Genomic DNA, 22,523 nt, shown 5'->3' with positions numbered 1-22,523 from the left:
TCCTGTTCCCTATTCCCTATTCCCTGGGTGGATCTCATTTTTGCCCTTTGACCACATGGTGCGTTACGGGACGGATTGTCCTAACACTGGCTAGCAATACAATAATGGCTCCCCCGTCCCTAACGCACCCTACTGGCTACTCCCTACTCCCTTGCTGAATGACCAATGACTAATGAGCAATTAAAACCTAAATTTTTCTACCGCAATACTAATGGTACACCAATGGCAGAAAGTGACCCTAACCGAGATTATATCATTTATGGCGTAGAAGCCTTGAAAAACTATTTCAAAAATCGAGACGATGTTTATGTTTCCGGTAACTTATCGATTTACTACCTAGAAGGCATATATGATGCGGTAATTGAGCCTGATGTATTTGTAATTTTCGGAGTAGAAAATAAACTACGAAAACACTACAAAGTTTGGGAAGAAGGCGGAAATTATCCCAGTTGGATCTTAGAAGTAACTTCAATAAGTACTAAGGGAACTGATCAAAGGTTTAATCGCCAAACATACCAAGATATGGGAGTATTAGAATACATGCAGTATGACCCTGTGGAAGATTATCTCCAACCACCCCTGAAGGGATTACGTCTGGTGGAGGGAAACTATGAGCCTATAGCTAGCAAACCTTTAGGAGATGAAGATTTATCCATTTACAGTGAAGTTTTAGGTCTAGAACTTCAAGTGCATCAGGGAAAATTAGAGTTTTTCGATCCAAAGTTAGGTAAAAAGCTATTAAATTTTCAAGAACTGGACATGGCTTATCAGGAAGCTGAACAAGCACTACAGAAAACTGAACAAGCACTACAGAAAGCTATTTCCCATTTATTAGGATTAGGGGTGAGTGTGGAACAGATAGCTGACGCTTTGAGTATATCAGTAGAAGAGGTTAATCACAGACTGCAAAAATAACTAAGGTCAGTTTTGGATAAGGAGGAGCGAAGGGAGTAGGTTGAAAGTGCTACCCCTCAAGCTTCCCAAATTTCCTCCATAACCATGACAAAACCAGGCAGCACCTCATCCCCCTTCACCGTAGCGGGATTTTCCAATTGCTCCACATCAGCACCAGGACGGTAAATATACACCCGACGACTATTTGGCTCAATCAACCACCCCAACCTCGCACCATTTTCCATGTACTCCTCCATCTTGTCCTTGAGGTCTTTTACCCTATCACTGGGGGAACGCAACTCAATCACAAAATCTGGGCACAGAGGAATAAATTTTTTTCTTTCTTCTTTACTCAGGGATTCCCACCGCTCCAGCTTGAGCCAAGATGCATCAGGAGAACGATCTGCCCCATTAGGCAGTTTAAAGCCACAAGAAGACTCAAAAACTTTCCCTAGCTTTGTTTGGCGGTTCCATAACCGTAGCTGAAAATTAATGTCGGAATTTCTGTCAGATGTTTCACCTCCTGTTGGGGGCATAACAATTATTTCTCCCTCTAATGTGCGTTCAATACGTAAATCTCGATTAACCTGACAAAACTCAAAAAATTGGTCATCATCCATATCCAATGCTGGAGGCATCCTCAGCACAATGGGATTAGTTTCAACAGCTGTGGTGGCTACTGTCATGATTTAGCTACTTCCCGCACAAAAGAGTTTCTTCTATTCTAAGGTCAGTTTTGGTTAAGCGATCGCTGGCAAGAGCTTCTCTAATATCAAGTTCGGTTGAATACCCATAATAAAAGTGTGGGGAGATGGGGAGATGGGGAGATGGGGAGATGGGGAGATGGGGGAGATTTTTATTAAGCGATGCAGCGCGGTCTTGGGGAGCCAGTGCGGTCTTGGGAAGGCAGCGCGGTCTTGGGGGTTCCCCCCGGAGACGAAACCTGATTACGTTGAGCCTTTATGGTTGGTCGGCTATGCAGAAAAGGGGGAAAACTTATTGATTAGCGTGATTTGCGCGGTCTTGGGGGTTTCCCCCATGAGCGACTGCATCAAGACAAGGCTCAACTGTCTTACGGTAACTTCAAACCATGAGCGACTGCCGTGGTTTCCCCCATGAGCAACTGGCGTGGTTTCCCCCACTCGCGCTTTGCATCAAGACAGGGTAATTATCCTGACATGATATAAGGGAGCTTTTTGGCTGCTTTGGCAACAAAAAAATGTAGGGGTTGGTTCATACTACCCCTACATTACTACATTAATAAACCCTACTAATTTGTTAAGAACTAGTAGGGTGGGCAAAGTAATCGAGTCTAGAAGAATCAACAAAATAGAATTGTTTTTGCCCACCCTACAAGCTAGTGTAGAAGACTCAAAACAATAGAACTGTTTTTGCCCACCCTACTAAGCACTAGTCAACGGTAAACCAGATCAATCCCTAACGAGGACCAATGGATGGAGCAACAGACACTATTGGAGCATTTTCTAGTGCCACTGGTGCTTCGTTAACCAAGCTTGGTACAGAGTTGCGGAGTCGTCCGATTAGCTGGACGGTGGTAGCGTCATAGATCTGAGTCACAATTTTCGGATACAAACCAATCCCGATAATTGGTACTAACAGACAGGCAATAATAAACACTTCCCGAGGTTCCGCATCAATCAAGGCTTCGTGGGCGACTAATTCCTTGTTTTCCGGACCGTATAAAATCTCCCGCAGCATGGAGAGCAGGTAAACTGGTGTTAAGATAACGCCGACAGCTGCCAGGACGATCACTAATACCTTGAAAAAGGAACCGTAAGCATCACTGGTGGCAAAACCAACAAACACCATCACTTCTGCCACAAACCCACTCATTCCGGGTAATGCTAAGGATGCCATGGAACAGGTTGTCCACATGGCAAACATTTTGCCCATTCTCTTACCAACACCCCCCATCTCATCGAGCATCAAGGTATGGGTACGGTCATAGGTAGCTCCTACTAAGAAGAATAGGCTGGCACCGATTAAACCGTGAGAAATCATTTGCATCACTGCTCCACTCATGCCTAAGTCGGTAAAGGAAGCAATACCAATTAACACAAATCCCATATGGGAAATGGATGAGTAAGCAATCTTACGCTTGAGATTACGCTGGGCAAAGGAGGTAAGGGCAGCGTAGACAATATTGACAATCCCTAAAATTATCAATACCGGAGCAAACACGGCATGGGCATCGGGTAGCATCCCAGCATTCATGCGGATTAGGGCATATCCCCCCATTTTCAGCAGAATTCCAGCCAGGAGCATGTGTACCGGTGCTGTGGCTTCCCCATGGGCATCTGGTAACCAGGTATGTAGAGGGAAGATGGGTAGCTTGACCCCGTAAGCAATCAGGAAGCCTCCGTAAAGCAATAGCTGGAAATTGAGGGCGTAATCTTTGAGGGCTAGCGATCGCATATCAAAGGTTACGGTATCCCCATAGAATGCCATGCCTAAGGCAGCTAGCAAGATAAACAGGGAACCCCCTGCGGTGTAGAGGATAAACTTGGTAGCTGCATAGAGACGCTTTTTGCCCCCCCAGATTGACAGTAGCATGTAAACCGGAATTAACTCCAGTTCCCATACTAAGAAGAACAACAGCATATCCTGAACAGCAAATACAGCAATCTGACCACCGTACATTGCCAACATCAGGAAGTAAAATAGCTTAGGCTTGAAGGTTACCGGCCAAGCTGCCAGCATCGCTAGGGTAGTAATAAAGCCAGTCAGTAAAACGAGAGGCATGGATAAGCCATCTACACCTACTGACCAATTCAAGTCCATTTGAGGCACCCAGCTGTATTTTTCGACCAGTTGCAGTTCTGGGTTGCTCAGGTCGTACTGGGTCACAAAAGCATAGACAATTAGGGCAAAATCAATTAGCCCGATAATTAAAGAGTACCAACGCTCCCAAGTCCCATTTTTTTCTGGCAGAAACGGGAGCAGAAGCGATGCTGCAATCGGAAACAGAATAATTATTGTTAGCCAGGGGAAATCTGTCATAGTCAACTAGTCAGTCACCATTGGTCAAAATAAAATTGCAAATTTTATTTTGTTAATTGTTAATTGTTTATTGTTTATAAACAACTAACAATTAACAAAGCAGGTCAGGTCACACCTGAGACAATTACTAAACCCAGTACTGCGAGGAAGACAATTAGAGCATAGAATTGGGCACGACCGTTTTCTAGGTATTTCAGTCCTTCACCACTGAGCAGGGTAAAAAAGCCAGTCAGGTTGACTACACCATCAACGATACGGTAGTCTACCTCCATAACTTGCCGTGCTAATCGACGGCTTCCCTGAACAAACAGTCGGTCATAAATTTCATCGAAGTACCACTTATTGAGAGACAGCTGATATAGGGGCTGGATTTTTTTTGCGATCGCATTGGGGTCAATCTTGCCCTGTAAGTACATCAGTACCGCAACGGAAATCCCAATCAGACCGATTCCCACGGAACTGCCGCCCATAATCAGAAATTCTGACCAGTCAAAGGCTTCTGCTTCTGCCACGACTTCGGCTATGGTTTCACTGGCTGGGTGGATAAATTCCTCAAAGTAGTTGTTAAAGGGAGTTCCCACCAAACCAATCAGTACCGATGGCACGGCTAACACTAACAACGGTAGAGTCATCGTTAAGGGTGACTCATGGGGAAACTCACTGTGGTGGTGGTCGTGGTGATCATCGTCACCCTGAGCCTCAAGTTCCCGTACATCCATAGCACCAGGACCAAAAGCAGGTACAGCTACACCAGCAGCTTCCTTGAGTTGATGACGGATTTCCATCTCATTGCCCCGAAATTCCCCTTCAAAGGTGGAGAAATACATCCGGAACATATAGAAAGCAGTCATTCCAGCGGTCAGCCAGCCAATTCCCCAAAGTATTGGACTTACCTCAAAAGTACTGCCTAAGATTTCATCTTTTGACCAGAACCCTGCGAAGGGGGGAATTCCACAAATTGCCAAGGTTCCAATTAGGAATGTCAGGGAGGTAATGGGCATAAACTTACGCAAGCCTCCCATTAACCGCATATCCTGAGCCAAAATCGGGTCATGGCCAACTACAGCTTCCATACCGTGAATCACTGACCCAGAGCAGAGGAACAGCATGGCTTTGAAATAAGCGTGGGTCATCAGGTGAAATAGGCCAGCACCATAGGCTCCAATCCCCATTGCCATTACCATATAACCCAATTGAGACATAGTTGAATAGGCTAACCCTTTCTTAATATCATTTTGAGTAATAGCAATGGTTGCCCCTAAGAAAGCGGTAAATGCTCCCGTCCAGGCAATCACAGTCATGGCGACTGGAATCCCTTCAAACACGGGGTACATCCTGGCAATCAAAAACACCCCAGCAGCTACCATGGTTGCAGCGTGAATTAGGGCAGAGATCGGGGTTGGGCCTTCCATAGCATCGGGAAGCCAAACGTGGAGGGGAAATTGGGCGGATTTAGCCACCGGACCGAGAAACACTAAGACAGCGAACACAGCTGCCATGCCTGCACCCAGGTAACCGGATTCCACAAAGGCTTCGAGATTGGCTCCCATGACATCAAAGTCAAAGGTGCCAGTGGCCCAGTAGAGTCCCAACATGCCTAACAGCAGACCAAAGTCTCCGACACGGTTAGTCACGAAAGCTTTTTGACAAGCATCTGCTGCTGCCTTACGGTCATACCAGAATCCAATTAGCAGGTAGGAACACATTCCCACCAGTTCCCAGAAAATATAAACTTGCAACAGGTTGGCAGAAACCACCAAACCGAGCATAGAGGAACTAAACAAGCTTAAATAAGCATAGAAGCGCACATAACCGGGGTCATGAGCCATGTAGCCATCGGTATAAATCATGACCAGAAAAGCTACGGTGGTCACCACTACCAGCATCAGTGCGGTTAAGTGATCGATGGTATAGCCCATCATTAGGTGAAAATTGCCAGCAGCAGCCCACTCCAGGGTGCGTTGATAGGGTTCATGACCATGAAATTGACTCCAGAGTATAGCAAAGGAGAACACCATGGACGCCCCCAACCAGGAGACAATAAATACAGCTAACAGCTGCCGCAGACGGTTCGTTGCTCTATTGAAGGAAATTAGTCCCAGACCAACCAGCATTGCCCCTGCCAAGGGAAACACTGGGATTAGCCAGGCATATTGATAAAGCGGTTCCATTTAAGACAGCCTACTTCAGATTTCGTTACTATTTTGGCAAACTGTTAACCGCTGATGTCTAAAGTTTTTCTTTTTGTTTGTCTGTAGAAGGCCAGACCCTTTAATCTCAACTGCACTATAGCAGCCTAGGCCATGGACTTACGGTCGGCATTGGCTTGCGGCGACTACTACCAACAGCCGCCATCCGGTGAATAGGCCACTAAGGTCTCATATCTGATACAAATCTTAACCTTTTTAGTAATCTTCATCACAAAATATCTCATCAAAACGAGTAATCATCAGATAATCCCAATATTTGATGAAAATAATAAAAAAATTTAATTAACAAAAATTTATCTTATCGTTACGGATCAATTACCCATTACCAGGTATTGAAGTGGTATAATAATGGTTTTATCAATTCACAGGTACAGCTCAGGCACAAGAGTCAGAAACCAATTACTAATTGGTAATTGGTAATTGGTCATGGGAAAGGGAAATTGGTCATGGGAAATGGTAAACCCACAACCTGGTTACCGATGACCAATTCAATGGCTAATTAGGTTAAGAGTCGCTAATTAGCTAATTAGTTGTGAAGGTTTTAGGCTTTGAGGTTGAATGGCTAAGGGTGTTCTGACGAGCGTTGGCTAGCGCCTGCAAATCGCAGGTCGGTTGTCAACAGCTTTCCTTGTGTATCATTCCCCTCTTGCACCTAAGACCTAATACCTAATACCTAATACCTAGAACTTCTCTTGAGGAGATATTGGCCGAAAAAGCTTTCAAACCTTGGCGCTGCCTTTTATCCAACTCCTTGGTCAAATCTGGGTATTGGCAGTGTGATTTGAGCAGCCTGGCAATTTCCCTGAGCAGCTCATCCCGACCTTGGAAACCTTCTATTCGTGAGACCAACTGACCTTGCTCAAAGAACAGCAAGGTCGGTAGGGTCTTGAGTCGATAGGTATTGGCAAGCTTGAGATTGTTATCGGCGTTTACTCTGACAACCTTGACATAATTGCTTCGGTGAGTTTGGAATTCCTCAAGTATGGGGTGAACAAACCGGCACACTCCACACCAAGGAGCCCAGAAATCAACGATAACTGGCTCAGAAGAGTCTAAAACTGTTTTTGAAAACGTCCGTTCATCAACAGACAATACCATGATTTTTTGAAATATAAGGGTTTTTACATTTGTTTGGGATCATGCTACATCGAATCGGGATCATCTGAGCAACAGAAATGTCCTAATTACCAATTTACTTGGGCTACAGCTGTAATCATGAGGGGATGTACCCACCACAACAGCCCAGTAAAACCGATGACTCCTAAGTATGCCGGACGAACAAACTCCTGCCATCTCAGGAATTGACGTCCCTGGATAATTGCCAAAAAAGGGATTACGGAAGTGCGAGCTTTGAGTGCACAAAAGCCTTCTCCATGCCGTGCCAACAACCGGCGGTCTCCATGCCAGACAGCGAAAAGATGGTGGAGAATTAATCCCACGGAGGTCAATAGGGTAAAGGTGCTACCAATCCATAGGGTATGGGCAATACACCATATTACTTGTCCTACCATTTGGGGATGCCTGGTGACCCGCATAATGCCAGACTCATATAGATGGACTTGGGGCTTTTGAATCGCAGCAATTTCCAATAAATTAAACGTAGCTGGATAAAGAAACAAGAACGAAATCCCTGAAAGCCCCCATACTAATGGCTTCATCCCTGGCAGGTCCTGAAGAAGCCACAACTGTAGACCATCATATCGATGGTTCAAAAAGTAAATAATTAATACAACTGCTAGCGGAAGACTCACTAAAGCAAAGACAATACGATAAAGCCTTGGACCAATTATTTGTTCACCCTTAGAACGCAGGGCGGCTAAACCACTATGAGCGATCGCAAAAGTCAATAGCAACCCAAACATGACAAAGTGGCTGACACTCAGCCAATTTGGAAATACCATAGGCAAGGGTGATAGATGAGAAATAACGCTCTATTATAGCAAAAAAGAGTAGGAACTTGAGTCCTGGTTATGTTAGTGTCGATTTCAGCTCGCTCCTTTCTGTTAATGGTTTAGCCCTATGTCTGACCTACCTTTTTCTCTCGATCAACTCCGTATACTCAAAGCGATCGCTACTGAGGGGAGTTTCAAGCGTGCTGCTGATAGTCTATACGTAAGCCAACCTGCTATCAGCCTGCAAGTGCAAAATTTAGAGCGACAGTTAGAGGTGCCGTTATTTGACAGGGGTGGACGCCGTGCCCAACTGACCGAAGCTGGACACCTGCTGTTGGACTATGGGGAAAAAATTCTGGCTCTATGCCAGGAAACCTGCCGAGCCATTGACGACTTACAAAGTCTCCAAGGTGGAACCTTGATTATTGGTGCATCTCAAACTACCGGCACCTATCTACTACCTCGGATGCTGGGCATGTTCCGACAACGCTATCCTGAGGTGACAGTACAATTACAGGTTCACTCCACTCGCCGCACTTCCTGGGGTGTAGCCAATGGACTAGTGGATTTAGCCATTATTGGTGGTGAAGTTCCCCCAGAACTTCAGGAAACCTTGACCATTAGTCCTTATGCTGAAGATGAGCTAGTACTAATCTTGCCTGCATTTCATCCCATGGCTAATTTGGAGAAGATCCAAAAAGAAGACCTGTATAAGTTACAGTTCATTGCCTTGGACTCCCAATCCACCATCCGTAAGGTAATTGACCAGGTATTAGGTCGCAGTGGCATTGATGCTAAACGGTTTAAGGTGGAGATGGAACTTAACTCCATTGAAGCGATTAAGAATGCAGTACAGTCAGGACTAGGAGCTGCCTTTGTATCGATTACAGCTATTGAAAAAGAATTACAAATGGGCGTGCTACACAGGGCAAAAATAGAGGGAGTAGTGGTTAAACGGGTATTGTCTTTGGTGATTAACCCCAATCGTTACCTTTCCAAAGCAACAGAAGCCTTCTGTAGGCAGATTTTGCCCTTGTTTGGCTCAGTAGCATGGCACGGGCAATCCTTGGCACTATCAGGGATGGTAACTAATCCCAAAAATCGTGAAGTGGATAGCCCCCACTAGATAAGCTGGGGGTTGAAAGCGATGCAGAGGTGCGACCCGTGGCGAATTTAATTCGCCTACGGAAAAAGCACCATTACGGTCTTGGGGGAAACCCCCATGAGCGACTGCATCAAGACAGGGTTGAAAACAAGTGACGAGATTTATTCCGCTGCCCACGACGAAGATCTGATCAGTAATGCAGAAAATTCCAGGGGCTTATTCAAAATGGCGTGAGTTTAATAATATCTAACGACTAAAATAAACACAACAACCAGTGACTTGCTAGAGCTTGTCAGCTGACGTCCAACCTCTGATACCTGAGCGAAGCGCGAAGCGGTAGCAAGGAATGAACATTAGCATTTGGATATAGATATAGGTTTATCTAGAACTAATGTACAAATGCCTAACCCTTGATTGAGGGAGATAAATAGACTCTAGTAGAGTATCAATTAGATGCCTGGTAGCGCCTTGTCTTTCGTAGTGATCCTCTAAAACATGGAAATTTTTTGCACCCGTCCTGGCTGCCCAAATCCCCATAATTACTTTGATGATCTAGATAACAGAACCACTCTAACCACCACAGAGCAAAGGTATTGTAATAGCTGTGGTATGCCCCTGATTGTAGCAAGTCGCTACATTCCCTCCCAGCTGCTGCGCAAAGGAGGATTTGGAGCGGCATTTCTAGCACGCGATCGCTATACCCCTACCTTGCGTCAATGTGTCGTTAAGCAGTTCCAACCGTCTGGGAGAATTAGCCAGAGGGAACTACAAACTGCCCACAGATTGTTTGAGCGGGAGGCAACGGTTTTAGAGAAATTGGGCAGGCGTCACCCCCAAATCCCCGATTTGTATGCCTACTTTCCGTTGACGGTGCCGAGTCTGAAACCGGGTAAACAAGACCAGTTTTTCTATCTGGTACAGGAATATATTGATGGACAAAACTTGGAGGAAGAACTCAACACCTTAGGAGCATTCTCTGAAGCCAAAGCCATAGAAGTGTTAACAGAAATTCTCAAAGTCCTCCAATTTGTCCATGACAATGGCTCCATTCATCGCGATATCAAGCCTTCCAATATTATGCGCGATCGCAATGGGCTTCTCTATCTATTAGACTTTGGTGCAGTTAAGCAACAGGTAAACCCAGGATCAACAGCGGCGAGGTCTACTGGTATTTATTCCATCGGATTTGCACCACCGGAGCAAATGACCGGTTCTCAAATTTACCCGTCAACGGATTTGTATGCTCTGGCAGTGACTGTGATGGTTTTGATGACTGGCAGAGAACCTAATGAACTCTACGAACCTGTTACCCATGAATGGAACTGGAGAAGTTATATCCAAATCAGCAATGAACTTGAGAGTATTTTCAATCGACTACTTATGCCAATGCCCCATCAACGCTTTCAGTCTGCTCAGGAGGTTATTGATGCCATAAATAGTTTAAACATTGCTCAGACAACCCCTCAACCCCGTCATGGATCAGTTTTACCAGTATCTCCACCCTCCGAGCCCCAAACCAGGCGACCACAATCCTACTCACCCCTATCCACACCGGTCAGAGCAAACTTTTCTCTACTTGAGGTACTAGGGGCGGCTGCTTTTACTGGATTTGAGGGAGCTTTATTATTCATTGCTGCAACAGCTTTTGCTAAGCTGGTCTCTTCCAACCCACTCGGTATGCTTCTATGGGGAATGAGTTTGGGAGGGCTAATTTATGCTCAATATCGCAGGTTTATTGAAAAAATTGACCTAGTGATTATTGGAGGCATCAGCTTGGGACTGTTGATACTTTTCCCGGTGTTGCGAGTCCAGCAGTCAATCCAGTTAGTTATCATAATATCAGTTCTAGCTGCAGCAGCAGCGATCGCTGTGACGGCACTTTTCCGGCTGGTATATCAACTATTATCTCGAAGACTATAGGGCAGGGCGTTGCTGATTAATGGAATGATGGCGGGTAACTGACAACGGAACTTATGTCCGATGAAAAACGAAACGAGTGTTCTTTTGCTATCCATGGTGATTACGGTAGCTATGGTGTTGGGAGGGTTATGGTGGCTTCAGAAAAGTCAGATAATCACACTACCATTTACTGAGCTAGATGAACCTAGGGCTAAGGTAACCCCAAAAACTACAAACATTAAGCCTCAGATAATCATAGCAGAGCACCTTAGTGCCGGAGATAAGACCTTAATATCAACAGAGGTAACACCAGCAAAACAGGCAGCAGTCAAAGCATTTGCTTCTGGGAATTATGGTAAAGCGGCTTCTTTACTGGAGGCATCCCTTAAAGCTAAGAAAAATGATCCAGAAGCTTTGATTTACCTCAATAATGCTCGGATCGGTACATCTAAGTCTTATACAATTGCAATTTCAATACCTATTGGTGTAGAGGTAAATGCAGCCAAAGAAATGTTACGGGGTGTTGCCCAAGCCCAACAGGAAATCAATGCTACCGGTGGTATTAATAATGTACCCTTAAAGGTGCTGATTGCTAATGATGACAATGATACCAAGGTTGCTAAAAAAATAGCTAAGGCTTTTGTGGATAATCCAGATGTTTTGGGGGTTATTGGTCATTTTAGCAGTGAGGTCACCCTAGCAGCCGCAGAGGTTTATCAAGAGAATCAGTTGGTGGTGATTTCTCCGACTAGTACCTCAGTAACTATTTCAAGACTGGGTAATTATGTCTTTCGGACTATTCCTAGCGATCGCTTTTTTGGTAGCGCCCTGTCTCGCTACATGCTCAATCAATTAAATGTACGCAAAGCAGCTGTCTTTTTTAATTCCCAGAGCAACTACAGCCAATCTCTTGCTGATGCATTTACCACTGCCCTGTTTGCTGATGGTGGCGAGGTAGTGGCAGAGTTTGACTTTGCTAAACCTAACTTTAATGCTGGTGTTGATGTCAAACAGGCGATCGAGAAAGGTGCAGAAGTGTTGATCTTAGCCCCCAATTCCGCCACCCTTAACCAAGCGTTACTAGTAGTACAGGTCAATGATGGACGTCTACCGATGCTAGCGGGGGATAGTCTTTACAAACCCAAGACCTTGCAAATCGGTGGTAAGGATGCGCGTCGTATGGTGTTGGCAGTCCCCTGGCATATTTTGGGCGCTCCAACTTCCCCCTTTCCCCAAGCCGCCACTAAATTATGGGGTTCAGATGTGAACTGGCGCACTGCCTTAACTTACGATGCTACTCAAGCTTTAATTGCAGCCCTCAAACAGCAGCCAAGCCGTTCCGGTGTGCAAAACGCCCTATCTGGATCAGGTTTTCAGCCCCAAGGAGTATCCAGCAAAATTCGGTTTTTACCATCAGGCGATCGCAACCAGGCTGTCCAGCTTGTCAAGATTGAACCAGGTAATCGTTCCAGCTTTGGTTATGACTTTGTGCCGATTCCTAGCAAGTAGAAACGGGGCAACATAGAAATAAGAGCGTTGCCCAATTCTGGAATGATTGAGGGTAATAGGTAATCAGTAATCGGTAATCGGTAATCGGTAATCGGTAATCGGTAACTGACCTAACTCGATTTGAGTACCCAAACCCTATTCAGCAATGCCAACAGTCGAGTTGACTAACAACTAAGGATTAAGGAATCAGGACTAAGAACTCAGGACTGATCAATATTTTTGCCATTTTGTCACCTAATCAGTGGTAAAATCTTGTACCATAAGTTATTTCCATAAGTTATTTCCATAAGTTATTTACTTAACCAGGAGTATCCAACAAGGGCTTTTGTTAACTAGTTGTATTTAGTTGTATTCTACAGGGTCATTATCTGAACCGCCGTTGATGGTTTTTCGTTGACCCTCAACCGTCAACCGTTAACCGTCAACCATTCCACTCATAAATTACCTTGAAAGATTACAAAACAAATTAGTATCAAATTAGTATTAAATATTATTACGGGTAATCAACAGGGTTTGGCTGTATAAAAATTAGCACTAGCGTATGTATCAGAACAACGAAACTAAGCTTCTTGGGCTATCATTGATGATCTCCTTAGCTTTGGTATCAGGGTGTCTGTGGTGGTTTAAAGTGACCACATCTCCCTTATCTATCCTGGTATCGAACAATACGTCTTCAGATCAAACAAGCATACCAAATTACCTTAGTGAAGGAGACCATATTTTATTTTCTGATTCAACAACACTGGAAAAACAGCTAGGAGTAGAAGCGGTTACTGCTGGTAACTACGACCAGGCAGTTGTTAAATTCACGGAATCCTTAGACCTCCACCGTGATGATCCAGAAGCTCTCATCTACGTTAATAACGCTCGTATTGGGGACAAACCCTCTTACACCATTGCTGCTGTTGTGTCCATTAGTGATGACATAAATACTGCCAAAGATATACTTCGGGGTGTGGCTCAAGCCCAACAGGAAATCAATCAAGCTGGTGGAATTAAAGGTATTCCTCTCAAAGTACTCATCGCTAATGATGATAATAATCCAGAGGTGGCCAAAAAATTAGCATTAAAGTTGGTGAGTAAGCCAGAGATTTTGGCAGTTGTTGGTAATTTCAACAGCAAGGTGACCCAAGCTACAGCAGATAGCTATGAATCCGGTAAATTAGTAACAATTTCTCCCATTAGCACTTCAGTAAACCTATCAGGAATTAGCGACTTTGTTTTTCGTAGTGTACCGAATGATCTCCTGGCAGCTAGAGCATTAGCTAAACACATGCTGCAAGACCTCAAGCAGTATAATGTTGCTGTTTTCTACAATTCTCAAAGTGAGTCTAGTCAGTCTCTTAAGTCAGAGTTTGTAACCGCTGTCTTCTTGGAAGGAGGACGAGTAGTTAGTGAGTTTGACGTGTCTGATCAAAATTTTAGTGCTGCTAAAAGCTTTAAACAAGCGATTAATCGTGGTGCTCAAGTTCTGATGTTAGGTGCTGATTCTAGCAGCCTTGATCAGGTACTAAATGTGGTTCAACTCAATAGCAAACACCGCAATAGCTTGGGTCAACAATTAGTGATTTTGGCGGGAAATCAAGTTTACAGTACTAAGACATTGACAGTAGCAGGTAAAGATGCTAAAGGGATGGTACTAGCATTACCGTGGCATCCCCTAGCCAAGCCTGGTTCGGAATTTCCCAAAACCGCTGATCAGCTTTGGGGTATTGATGTTAACTGGCGCACAGCTATGGCTTATGATGCTGTGCAAGCCCTAAGTGCTGCGATTAGACGTAATCCTAGTCGCACCGGAGTTCAACAGGAACTTTCAGCACCGAACTTTTTTGCTAGAGGTGCTGCTGCTCCGATTCGTTTTTTTCCATCAGGCGATCGCTATCAACCGGTCAAGTTGGTGACAATTGAACCAAGTAATAGTTCTAGCTTGGAGTATGAATTTGTGCCAATTCCTTAACCCTTATACCAATTTTATTTATGCCTACTACATAGGATGATAGGGAGATAGGGAGATGGGGAGATGGGGAGATGGGGAGATGGGGAGATGGGGAGATGGGGAGATGGGGAGATGGGGAAATGGGGAGAGTATTAATCTGTAGGAATATTTTTTAAAATTGGTATTATATGAAATAGTTAACTATTGGCTATAACTATTGGCTACAAATTCCAAACAATTCTGTTGCCTGTTGCCTGCTGCCTGTTGCCATCAATTCTATGTTTACATTTAAACTAGATACTATATGTCAGATCGGATTTGTAAGGATTCGGTAAAAGGGAATAGTCTTACGAATTCGAGCGATCGCTTCCCCAATTCCCCCAGCCGCTTGAATATGATTATCCTTAATCATCACCCCATCATCCAAGCCCATGGGATGGTTAATGGCTCCTCCCACTTGAGTTTAACGAGTTACTATCTCAAGTTATCCAATAAATCCTTTAATTTAATGTTTTTTTAACTTCATCCTTGTTTTTTAAAATATTTTCTACCCAACTTGCATCAGCTTTTGATAAAGCAGGAATAATTTTTTGTTTGTAGTCAATCATTAAATCATAGCGTCCTTGGTCATAAACTTGATGTAAAATCCTTTGTAAATCTAGACTAATTTCTGAATCTTCTGGAGATAAAGGTAAAGGAAAAACAGGAATCACATCTTGAAGGTTAAAAGCATATAGATAGGCTTGAGGGCGTTGATTACTAGGACTAACTAAAATGTGATAGTCACGCTCGATATTCTGATTTAAATTAATCAGTGAATTACCTTGACGTAGTAAATCTATTTCTACAAAATTTGTTTTACTATTTAAAATAAGTTGACGTTGGTTTTCATATTTTTTCCGACCTTCTCCTACATTTTTATTGATAGGAGAAATAATTTCAATAGCCGTAACAACTTTTCCTGTCCCAACTTTCCTAACTTCTAGATATCCTTGCTTAATAGTTTCTGTCAGAGCAAGTTCTATCGTTAAAGGTTCGGTAGGAGGCACTGCAACAGCTACATTAGACTCGGGAGCTCTGATAGTATTTTCAGAGCTTTTAGCAATGACATTATCAGGAATACCAATAAGCGTGGACTTTTCTCCACTAGTTTCGTAGATTCGCACTTCTACCGCAACTACATATTTAGGGGCTAACTCTTGGTTTAATAACCGAGCAATTTCGGTAATTAGCCAATGATGTACGCTTGACCAATAGGCTGAATCTTCTAAATAGGGATTCATTCCAGGGAATGGTGAGGGCATAGTGATTTATACTTAAACTGACGGTGTAACAGAGAAGCTAAGGGTGGATCTCATTAAAGCTGTTTGACCCGGTGGGTGGCATGGGCATCTTGGTGGAATGGGCATCTTGGTGGAATGGGCATCTTGGTGGAATGGGCATCTTGGTGGAATGGGCATCTTGGTGGAATGGGCATCTTGCCCGTTACAATCTTCAGACGGACTGTCCCAACACTGGCTACCGAGAAAATGAGGGCGAGCCTTTTGGTGGTGCGTTACGGGGCGGAGTATCCCAACGCTGGCTACGAGGCGAAAAATCAGAGGCTTTCCGCCCCTAACGCACCCTACGCACTGAGATTATATTACCTAAGTCCTGGCAATGATATCCTCAGAAATAGGATCACCATCTTTCAGGTGTGCTAATGCCTTATAACCAAAAAGAGTCTGCGGTTCTTCACCTGTAGATCTTATTAGTGAATACATACCATCGAGAAACATTTTTGAGTAGTGGGAGTGACTGCCAATAAGACGCATCACATAAGCTTTTCTCGATGGCAATACACCTTCTTTAAGTGGACAAGATTTGTGCCAAACATACTTATCGAATAAAAGTGCATCACCCACTTCCAAATCATGTTCTACCTTGCAGCTTTCTAACGCTAGTTCTTCCATCTGAGAAGCATATTGGAAGTTAAAACGATTGAAATCTTCAAGTTGGCAAACTTCATCGATTTTTCCGTTCTTCACAAGCTGATAGAGTAGGGAAAAATAGGCATCCCCAGAGTAAGCTTTTCGGGGCACGTATGCAATGCCTCCATGTTGCTCGCGAGTGTTAATGGGATCTAGCGGAATCCATAGAGTATATCCCAAGTCCTCTGGCATAATGTAACTAAAGCTGATAGTGTCAAGATGCCAGGCAGCGCCCTTCTTTTTCGGCGTCAACTCAAATCCAAGGCTTTGTGTAAATGTTAATTCCTGAGGGACTAATTGCCTGAAAGTATCTTTAAAGTTAGGCGAAGAATAAATTTGATAGGTGATATCTTTATCAATATCATAAACAAGCTTTTCAAAATCCGTAGAGTATTTGGTAAATTCCTCTCTTGGACGCGAGTTAGTTGTTAGCTTTCTTAGGTGATCGGTTGCTTCAGTAGTTAAGATGTTCTTTAGTTTAATAGCCCCAGTTTCTGAAAAAGAACGTATTTCTTCTTGAGAGAATGTAATTAAATTAACTAATGATATCATTGTTTTCTGTACCAACCTCTCTGCTTTTAACGGATTTTTTTTATTTATTTGTTCTTGGTAAACGCTTTCATTATCCATAATTTGTATGGCTAAATCATCATAGTTTTAGTCGTTTTTAAATCAAAATTATCCTAGGTTATATCTTGGCAGCAATGGCTGATTGAGTATGGGTAATAACAACTTTTCCAAAGAAACCTTTAGTTTGAAAAAATTGTTGGGCTTCCTTGATGTCAGATAGTTTAAAAACCTTAGCAACTAAAGGTTTTAACAGACCTTTATCAAGATATCCGACTAACCTTTGAAACACATCAGGTTCAAGCCGCGTTGCTCCAATCATCTCTAAATCCTTGTAAATCAAATCCCGCAAATCTAAAGGAACCATTGGATTTCCAATTGCACCACAAGAAACATATCTTCCTCTGGGTTGAAGCGCTTTAATCATCAAATTAAAATAATCTCCTCCCACCACATCTAGAGCAACAGTAATAAGATGTTGCTCTAAATTAGAGGCTAATTGCTGATCCCGTCGATAGACATAATCAGCACCTAACTCCTCTGCAAAATGCTCTTTACTCGCGCCAACAATGGCAATAACTTTGGCTCCTCTAATTTTGCTTAATTGAATCAAGGCACTCCCTACACCACCGGAAGCTCCCATAATCAATACTGTGTCTGCTGCTGAAATTCTTCCCTTGGTTACCATATTTTCTGCTGTGGAATAGGAACAGGGAAAGGTAGCGAGTTCAAGATCGGAAAGTGGAGACTTAATCGGATAAACATTGGTCGCTGGAATGAGGGCATATTCGGCAAATCCCCCATCTAATTCACTGCCAACATATTGATAGTCATCTAAAGTTTCATCACGAATCCAACTGTCAACCATAACCCGTTGATGAAGGAGTTGCGGTTCTACATCGGAACCCATTTCCACAACTTGACCAACAATATCAGCACCTTGAATTCGAGGAAACTCAGTCCCATGTTGCGTCCAGCAAGCGGAACTATTGAGGTCATTTTCCTTGGTATCTTGCAGGATAGCTTGAAAATTAGTCTCCGCACCATACCAACCTGTTCGAGTATTTATATCTGTATTATTAACAGAACAAGCTCCTACTTTAATTAACACTTCTCCCTTTTTCGGGACTGGTTTAGGGACTTGGGTATAGACCAGTTTTTCTGGCCCTCCAAATCCGGTAAGAATAACAGCATTCATTAACTCTGTCATGACCGCTCGCTCAATTCCTCCTGGTCAATAGTACAGTAATAAGCTCGAACTTTCTTCAAAATCTATCCCAGGGTATACTTCCTATACTAGTTGATATAAACGGCGATACTACTGTTTATCCCAACTCCCCAATCTCATACTCAAATCCAACCAACTATACCGAGTAATGGGAGCACTACTGGAAATGTAATCTACTCCTGTTTCGGCCACTGCACGAATCGTCTTTAAGGTAACATTACCGGATGCCTCAATTTTAATGTTGTTGTTGCCTACGCGAATTAGCTTAACTGCTACCTCCATCTCCTCAACTGGCATATTATCCAACATGATAATATCAGCATTGTGGGCGATCGCCTCTTCTACTTCAGCTAGGGTTGTTGTCTCTACTTCTATGGTCATAGGATAGGGAATAGTCTTACGAATTCGAGCGATCGCTTCCCCAATTCCCCCAGCGGCTTGAATATGATTATCCTTAATCATCACCGCATCATCCAACCCCATGCGATGGTTAATGGCTCCTCCCACTTGAGTTGCATATTTTTGCAATAGTCTTAAGCCTGGAGTTGTTTTGCGAGTATCCACCAACTGGGCAGGCAAATCAGCAATTTTTTCGGCATACTGACGGGTTAGAGTAGCAATGCCACTCAGACTCATCGTTAGATTTAAGGCTACCCTCTCTCCCATCAACAAAGCATCAAATGGTCCGTGAAAACGAGCGATAGCCTGCCCTGGCTGACAACTTTCTCCCTCTGCTACTAGGGGGATAAAGCTGACCTGTTCATTTAATAAATAGAACACCCGCCCTGCAATTGGCAATCCCGCGATTACACCTGCTTCTTTAGCAATCCATTGTCCGTTTCCAGAACTAGCTTCTTGAGTGAACAAACCTTGGGTGGTGCGATCGCCTCTACCAATATCTTCTAAAAGCCATTGATGAAGTAGAGGGTCTAACACTATTGGGGGAGGTAATATTGCCATAACTCTTAACCAATTTAATTTCCTATGCAATTAGACTACTATTTCTAGTTCATAGCTCCCAATGGGAGTCTTTCCTAACTTGCAAAAACAGGAGATAGGAAAGACTCCTCAGTTAAAAGTTTAGCAAAAATGCAGTTAAGTTAATGAAGATGGTGCTCCCATTTGTCGTTGCCATTTTTCTTGAATTTTATCGTAATTGCTGTAATAGTCGTCTGGCTCGAATCCTGGCATGGGTTCATAGACATCTATTTCCTGCCACAGAGGCTGCAAGGACTCCAGAGATTCTAGAGATTGCTGGACGATTTTTTCTGGCTTGAGCCAATATTTTTTCTCTTCAGCTGTTGCATTTGGTCGCAATTTGTTTTCATTACCTGTGTCTGTAGTACTCACATTGATAAACCGTCCCCTGATTAGTCCTTGCCAGTCTTCTGACTGAGCTAGGTCTTGGATATAGCTCCGTAAGGTATCTTTGGCGTAAGTATAAGAGCGCCAGAAAGGGATCTTATATTTATCCGTAACAGAACCGAAACCACAAAGAGCAAGGGTCGTCTGGCGATTGCATTGATGCTCTTGGTTAAGTTTTTCGACAAGTGGCTGGGCTACGTTGACAAAGGTATGGTAGTTTGATGAGAATATTTCATCGTCAACTCCCTTTTCATCCCAGTCTGCCTCGGTGGTTTCTGTCTCGATTTCATATTTGAATTTGCCTACGCCATGGATAAGGATCACATCAGAAACTTCCGAAAGGTCGAGATTAGTGATGGCTTGCTCGGCGGCTTGGCTATCGAGAAGATCGAATTTGCAATGCAGGGCATCCGTTTCCAGAGGGGTTCTAGAAATGGCTACGCAAGTGGTATTTTCTTGCTGTAGAAAGTGTTCAATAAAACTGTTACCCAGAGCGCCGCTTGCACCTGTGACAATTGTTAGTCGAGATTTCATTTTTTTTATTAAAAAGGTAAATTTATTGTAGAAGCAATGAACGCTCCACGCTCTGCCATGGTGTATAAACCAACATGATGAGCGATTTCCTGGGGATGAATGGCCGTCTTTGGCAAACCCTGCTGGGCTGCCATCTCTGCCGAGAGGTCGAAGGTTGAACAACCTTCGGTATAGACGGCAATATCTTTTAACGTTGGTACCATATCATGATTGCGTGCTGATAGCATAGTAACCACGAAGTCCATTACACAAATATCGGTGCAGATGCCAACAACTACTAAGACTTCTAGCTTGTGCTGGTTTATCCAGCGAATTAAACTATTGTTGCCAGTATCTACATCCATGGAACCGATAAAACCATTGATGCAGTCTTTTTTAATTAAGGTGGCGTGGGGATGAGTTTCTAGCCATTCCAGTTCAGGAACGAGCTTTTCTTCCCCAGACCCTTTTTCACAATGAGGAGGATAGGGAGGTTCTGGTTTGCCTGGTTCGTGGGTATCTAGGAAAGCTAAGACTGGCCAACCTTTGGCTGTGAAAGCTTTGGCTAGGCGATCGCTTTCTGATACCATGGTGGCTATTTGCTGATTTGGTTCTGTTGGAGCCAAAGGACCAAAACCAACAGTGCAAAAGCCATTGAGCACATCCACAACGATCAAACCCGTGGGGCGATCGCCAATAGTATAGGGCTGAGGGTCAATGGGTAAGGCCGCTTCAATTGCTGCTAAGGTGGCATCGGAAGTAGTTAAAGAAGTTACCATCAAAACCTCCTGGTTATTCTTGGTATGGACAATTTAAAAAGCTAAGTTATTATTTATTATCCCACTCCGAATTCAGTAAATTTCCTTAGATAAGGGGCATGATAGGCTAGAACAATATCTTGATGAGGCACACCGCGTTCAACTAAAACGTTAGCAATCCCAACTTCTGTACCATCATTTTGAATCCAAATCTTATTATCTTTAAGGTCAATGTGGATGGTGGAACCATAAATACGGCGACGATTACTCCATCCGGCATGGACAAGCTGGTAGCGGTCTCTTTCGGTATCAAAGATTAATTCCACTTCTACTTCACCATAAGCGGGTTTGTGGCTGCTGTATTCGGTTAGAATCTCTTTTACGAATTGCCGATATTGCTCTAGTTTTGCCATTGAACAATTTCCTCCTTAGTTGGCTCAAATACAAGCAATTTAACTTGATACTCTTGGGTAATAAGTTGAACGAAGCGACGGGCAAAGAAGGTCTCGTGAATTTCAAGAGGAATAGCTAAATACAATAATCTCTCTGGATCTTCTGCTTTGAGGGCAAAGCGATAGTTAAGGAATTGTCCCAAAACCGTATGGAATTCAGAAATTGCCGAAGGCCTTAGAAAGGTTTTAATTTCAACAGCTATTTTTTCTTCATCTTTTTCGGCTGCAATGAGTCGTTCTGCACCCAAATCGATGTAAATTTCCACTTCAGCAAAATTGATATAGAGAGGATCGTGAGTAATACACCAGCCGTCCTTCTGTAAAGCTGATTTTACGGCTTCATGGAAGGTATCTCTGGCTGCCATTGTTGACCTCTACTTTAAAGTTGTGGGAATTAGCGATCACTCTAAATTATATAGCACTACGCATTAAAGTTAGGACATTGATACAAGCAACAAAAGCTATTGTACTCAACTGTTGCCTTTTGCCTCTTGCCTCTTGCCTTGCCCGTAGTGCTATATCAATTAGATAGAGCCTCTTCTTCACTTATTACTTATTACAGAGTGACTTTAGGCAACTGCAAACCCTGTGTGCTTCCTAACTCCGGGTGATTTAAAGCCTAGAACAATACGCTCTTTGGGAATGCCTGCTTCTAGGAGTTCCCCAGCGATGCCATCCTCTGTCCCATCGCGATGAATCCAGATTTTGCCCTCGATAATTTCCACATGAATGATACAGCCGTGAACTTGACGCACTCCCTCCCAACCAACTATCATCAATAGATAGCGATCGCGATCACAATCAAACACGCTATTTCGTTCAATTTCTCCGTAAGAATAAGGAATTTGTGCGTAGTCAGAGATTATTTTTTGAATAATCTCCCGGTCTCGCTCTAAAGTGTCCATTTAATAATATCCTCCGCTTCAGAATCAAAAACCAAAAGACGAACTCGATTGTTTTTTAACAACAGCTCACCAAAATGAGAGCATTTTTGACACAGTCGTGGTAAATGTCTTTAGCTGGCATATCTACTTAAAGACCTCATCCACCTTAATTTTACAGTGCGATCGCTAATACTATCGGGCTGAGGGTCAATGGGTAAGGCGGCTTCAATTGCTGCTAAGGTGGAATCAGTAGTAGTTAAAGTATAGTATTTACAAATATATCATAAAAAATTATGCGGATTCTTTATAACACCAAAAAA

Annotated in this window: 23 protein-coding genes and 1 pseudogene; 8 read left to right on the top strand and 16 right to left on the bottom strand. The window is 43.4% G+C overall.

All coding sequences use genetic code 11. The annotated features are described in order from the left end of the window. The first annotated feature begins 165 nt into the window (after positions 1 to 165). Complete coding sequence (locus tag BJP34_RS29525) at positions 166 to 915, top strand: Uma2 family endonuclease (protein WP_070395429.1); 750 nt, start codon at positions 166 to 168, stop codon at positions 913 to 915. Between the two features lie 56 nt (positions 916 to 971). Here the strand turns inward: BJP34_RS29525 and BJP34_RS29520 are convergent, their stop codons facing one another. After that, positions 972 to 1,580 (bottom strand): Uma2 family endonuclease, encoded by a 609-nt coding sequence (locus BJP34_RS29520; protein ID WP_083305409.1) that lies wholly within the window; start codon positions 1,578 to 1,580, stop codon positions 972 to 974. Positions 1,581 to 1,705: 125 nt separating this feature from the next. Here BJP34_RS29520 and BJP34_RS41275 point away from each other — a divergent pair, with 125 nt between their 5' ends. Continuing rightward, positions 1,706 to 1,897 carry a hypothetical protein gene (locus BJP34_RS41275; RefSeq protein WP_149031245.1) on the top strand — a complete coding sequence of 64 codons (192 nt, stop codon included), beginning with the start codon at positions 1,706 to 1,708 and terminating at the stop codon, positions 1,895 to 1,897. On the opposite strand, the gene BJP34_RS44780 is transcribed toward BJP34_RS41275, so the two are convergent. The 5 genes from BJP34_RS44780 to BJP34_RS29495 form a co-directional block, all read right to left on the bottom strand. Next, positions 1,869 to 2,036, bottom strand: a complete 168-nt coding sequence (locus BJP34_RS44780) for a hypothetical protein (protein ID WP_158517538.1) — start codon at positions 2,034 to 2,036, stop codon at positions 1,869 to 1,871. The two genes, BJP34_RS41275 and BJP34_RS44780, sit on opposite strands and share 29 nt — an antisense overlap. A 295-nt stretch (positions 2,037 to 2,331) precedes the next feature. Continuing rightward, entirely contained in the window at positions 2,332 to 3,915 is a 1,584-nt protein-coding gene (locus BJP34_RS29510; protein WP_070395427.1) for an NAD(P)H-quinone oxidoreductase subunit 4, read from the bottom strand. Positions 3,916 to 4,019: 104 nt separating this feature from the next. Then, positions 4,020 to 6,086, bottom strand: coding sequence for an NAD(P)H-quinone oxidoreductase subunit 5 (locus BJP34_RS29505; RefSeq protein ID WP_070395426.1), 2,067 nt, complete (start codon positions 6,084 to 6,086; stop codon positions 4,020 to 4,022). A 705-nt stretch (positions 6,087 to 6,791) separates the two neighbouring features. Then, positions 6,792 to 7,223 carry a thioredoxin gene (trxA, locus tag BJP34_RS29500; protein ID WP_070395425.1) on the bottom strand — a complete coding sequence of 144 codons (432 nt, stop codon included), beginning with the start codon at positions 7,221 to 7,223 and terminating at the stop codon, positions 6,792 to 6,794. An 86-nt stretch (positions 7,224 to 7,309) separates the two neighbouring features. Continuing rightward, positions 7,310 to 8,026: an NnrU family protein gene (locus tag BJP34_RS29495; RefSeq protein ID WP_070395424.1), complete on the bottom strand. Its 717-nt coding sequence runs from the start codon at positions 8,024 to 8,026 to the stop codon at positions 7,310 to 7,312. A gap of 118 nt (positions 8,027 to 8,144) precedes the next feature. Between BJP34_RS29495 and BJP34_RS29490 the strand changes: the two genes are divergently transcribed. The 4 genes from BJP34_RS29490 (at position 8,145) to BJP34_RS29475 (ending at position 14,487) form a co-directional block, all read left to right on the top strand. Beyond that, a complete protein-coding gene (locus tag BJP34_RS29490; protein WP_070395423.1) occupies positions 8,145 to 9,143 on the top strand; it encodes a LysR family transcriptional regulator in 999 nt (332 codons plus the stop codon). Positions 9,144 to 9,617: 474 nt separating this feature from the next. Continuing rightward, entirely contained in the window at positions 9,618 to 11,042 is a 1,425-nt protein-coding gene (locus BJP34_RS29485) for a serine/threonine-protein kinase (protein ID WP_070395422.1), read from the top strand. 60 nt (positions 11,043 to 11,102) lie between these two features. Then, positions 11,103 to 12,530, top strand: coding sequence for an ABC transporter substrate-binding protein (locus tag BJP34_RS29480; RefSeq protein ID WP_070395421.1), 1,428 nt, complete (start codon positions 11,103 to 11,105; stop codon positions 12,528 to 12,530). A 628-nt stretch (positions 12,531 to 13,158) separates the two neighbouring features. Then, positions 13,159 to 14,487 carry an ABC transporter substrate-binding protein gene (locus tag BJP34_RS29475; RefSeq protein WP_324610974.1) on the top strand — a complete coding sequence of 443 codons (1,329 nt, stop codon included), beginning with the start codon at positions 13,159 to 13,161 and terminating at the stop codon, positions 14,485 to 14,487. A gap of 313 nt (positions 14,488 to 14,800) precedes the next feature. Here BJP34_RS29475 and BJP34_RS37750 read toward each other — a convergent pair. Beyond that, positions 14,801 to 14,929 (bottom strand): annotated as a pseudogene (locus BJP34_RS37750) (nicotinate-nucleotide diphosphorylase (carboxylating)); the annotation flags it as partial. A 37-nt stretch (positions 14,930 to 14,966) separates the two neighbouring features. Continuing rightward, positions 14,967 to 15,770 carry a DUF4058 family protein gene (locus BJP34_RS29470; RefSeq protein ID WP_070395419.1) on the bottom strand — a complete coding sequence of 268 codons (804 nt, stop codon included), beginning with the start codon at positions 15,768 to 15,770 and terminating at the stop codon, positions 14,967 to 14,969. 80 nt (positions 15,771 to 15,850) lie between these two features. On the opposite strand from BJP34_RS29470, the gene BJP34_RS29465 reads away from it, so the two are divergent. Further along, complete coding sequence (locus BJP34_RS29465; protein WP_070395418.1) at positions 15,851 to 16,084, top strand: hypothetical protein; 234 nt, start codon at positions 15,851 to 15,853, stop codon at positions 16,082 to 16,084. A gap of 28 nt (positions 16,085 to 16,112) precedes the next feature. On the opposite strand, the gene BJP34_RS29460 is transcribed toward BJP34_RS29465, so the two are convergent. From BJP34_RS29460 to BJP34_RS29430, 7 genes are all read right to left on the bottom strand, one after another. Continuing rightward, positions 16,113 to 17,066 carry a phytanoyl-CoA dioxygenase family protein gene (locus BJP34_RS29460; RefSeq protein WP_070395417.1) on the bottom strand — a complete coding sequence of 318 codons (954 nt, stop codon included), beginning with the start codon at positions 17,064 to 17,066 and terminating at the stop codon, positions 16,113 to 16,115. A gap of 58 nt (positions 17,067 to 17,124) precedes the next feature. Continuing rightward, on the bottom strand, positions 17,125 to 18,213 hold the full coding sequence (locus BJP34_RS29455) for an alcohol dehydrogenase family protein (RefSeq protein ID WP_070395416.1): 1,089 nt from the start codon (positions 18,211 to 18,213) through the stop codon (positions 17,125 to 17,127). A gap of 108 nt (positions 18,214 to 18,321) precedes the next feature. After that, positions 18,322 to 19,191 (bottom strand): carboxylating nicotinate-nucleotide diphosphorylase, encoded by an 870-nt coding sequence (gene nadC, locus BJP34_RS29450; RefSeq protein WP_070395415.1) that lies wholly within the window; start codon positions 19,189 to 19,191, stop codon positions 18,322 to 18,324. A 135-nt stretch (positions 19,192 to 19,326) separates the two neighbouring features. After that, positions 19,327 to 20,130 (bottom strand): hypothetical protein, encoded by an 804-nt coding sequence (locus BJP34_RS29445; protein WP_070395414.1) that lies wholly within the window; start codon positions 20,128 to 20,130, stop codon positions 19,327 to 19,329. Positions 20,131 to 20,138: 8 nt separating this feature from the next. Beyond that, on the bottom strand, positions 20,139 to 20,888 hold the full coding sequence (locus BJP34_RS29440) for an isochorismatase family protein (protein ID WP_070395413.1): 750 nt from the start codon (positions 20,886 to 20,888) through the stop codon (positions 20,139 to 20,141). 56 nt (positions 20,889 to 20,944) lie between these two features. Beyond that, positions 20,945 to 21,280, bottom strand: a complete 336-nt coding sequence (locus tag BJP34_RS29435) for a XisI protein (protein WP_070395412.1) — start codon at positions 21,278 to 21,280, stop codon at positions 20,945 to 20,947. Further along, positions 21,268 to 21,684: a XisH family protein gene (locus BJP34_RS29430; RefSeq protein ID WP_070395411.1), complete on the bottom strand. Its 417-nt coding sequence runs from the start codon at positions 21,682 to 21,684 to the stop codon at positions 21,268 to 21,270. Before BJP34_RS29430 ends, BJP34_RS29435 begins: the two co-directional genes overlap by 13 nt. Positions 21,685 to 21,686: 2 nt before the next feature. Between BJP34_RS29430 and BJP34_RS44775 the strand changes: the two genes are divergently transcribed. After that, positions 21,687 to 21,851, top strand: a complete 165-nt coding sequence (locus BJP34_RS44775; protein ID WP_158517537.1) for a hypothetical protein — start codon at positions 21,687 to 21,689, stop codon at positions 21,849 to 21,851. Positions 21,852 to 21,888: 37 nt separating this feature from the next. On the opposite strand, the gene BJP34_RS29425 is transcribed toward BJP34_RS44775, so the two are convergent. Further along, the gene (locus tag BJP34_RS29425; RefSeq protein ID WP_070395410.1) at positions 21,889 to 22,224 is read right to left on the bottom strand and encodes a XisI protein; all 336 of its coding nucleotides are present in this window, start codon (positions 22,222 to 22,224) and stop codon (positions 21,889 to 21,891) included. Positions 22,225 to 22,523 lie beyond the last annotated feature (299 nt).

This window comes from Moorena producens PAL-8-15-08-1 (assembly GCF_001767235.1).
GTDB lineage: Bacteria > Cyanobacteriota > Cyanobacteriia > Cyanobacteriales > Coleofasciculaceae > Moorena > Moorena producens_A.
This window is presented reverse-complemented; position numbering and strand designations above follow the sequence as displayed.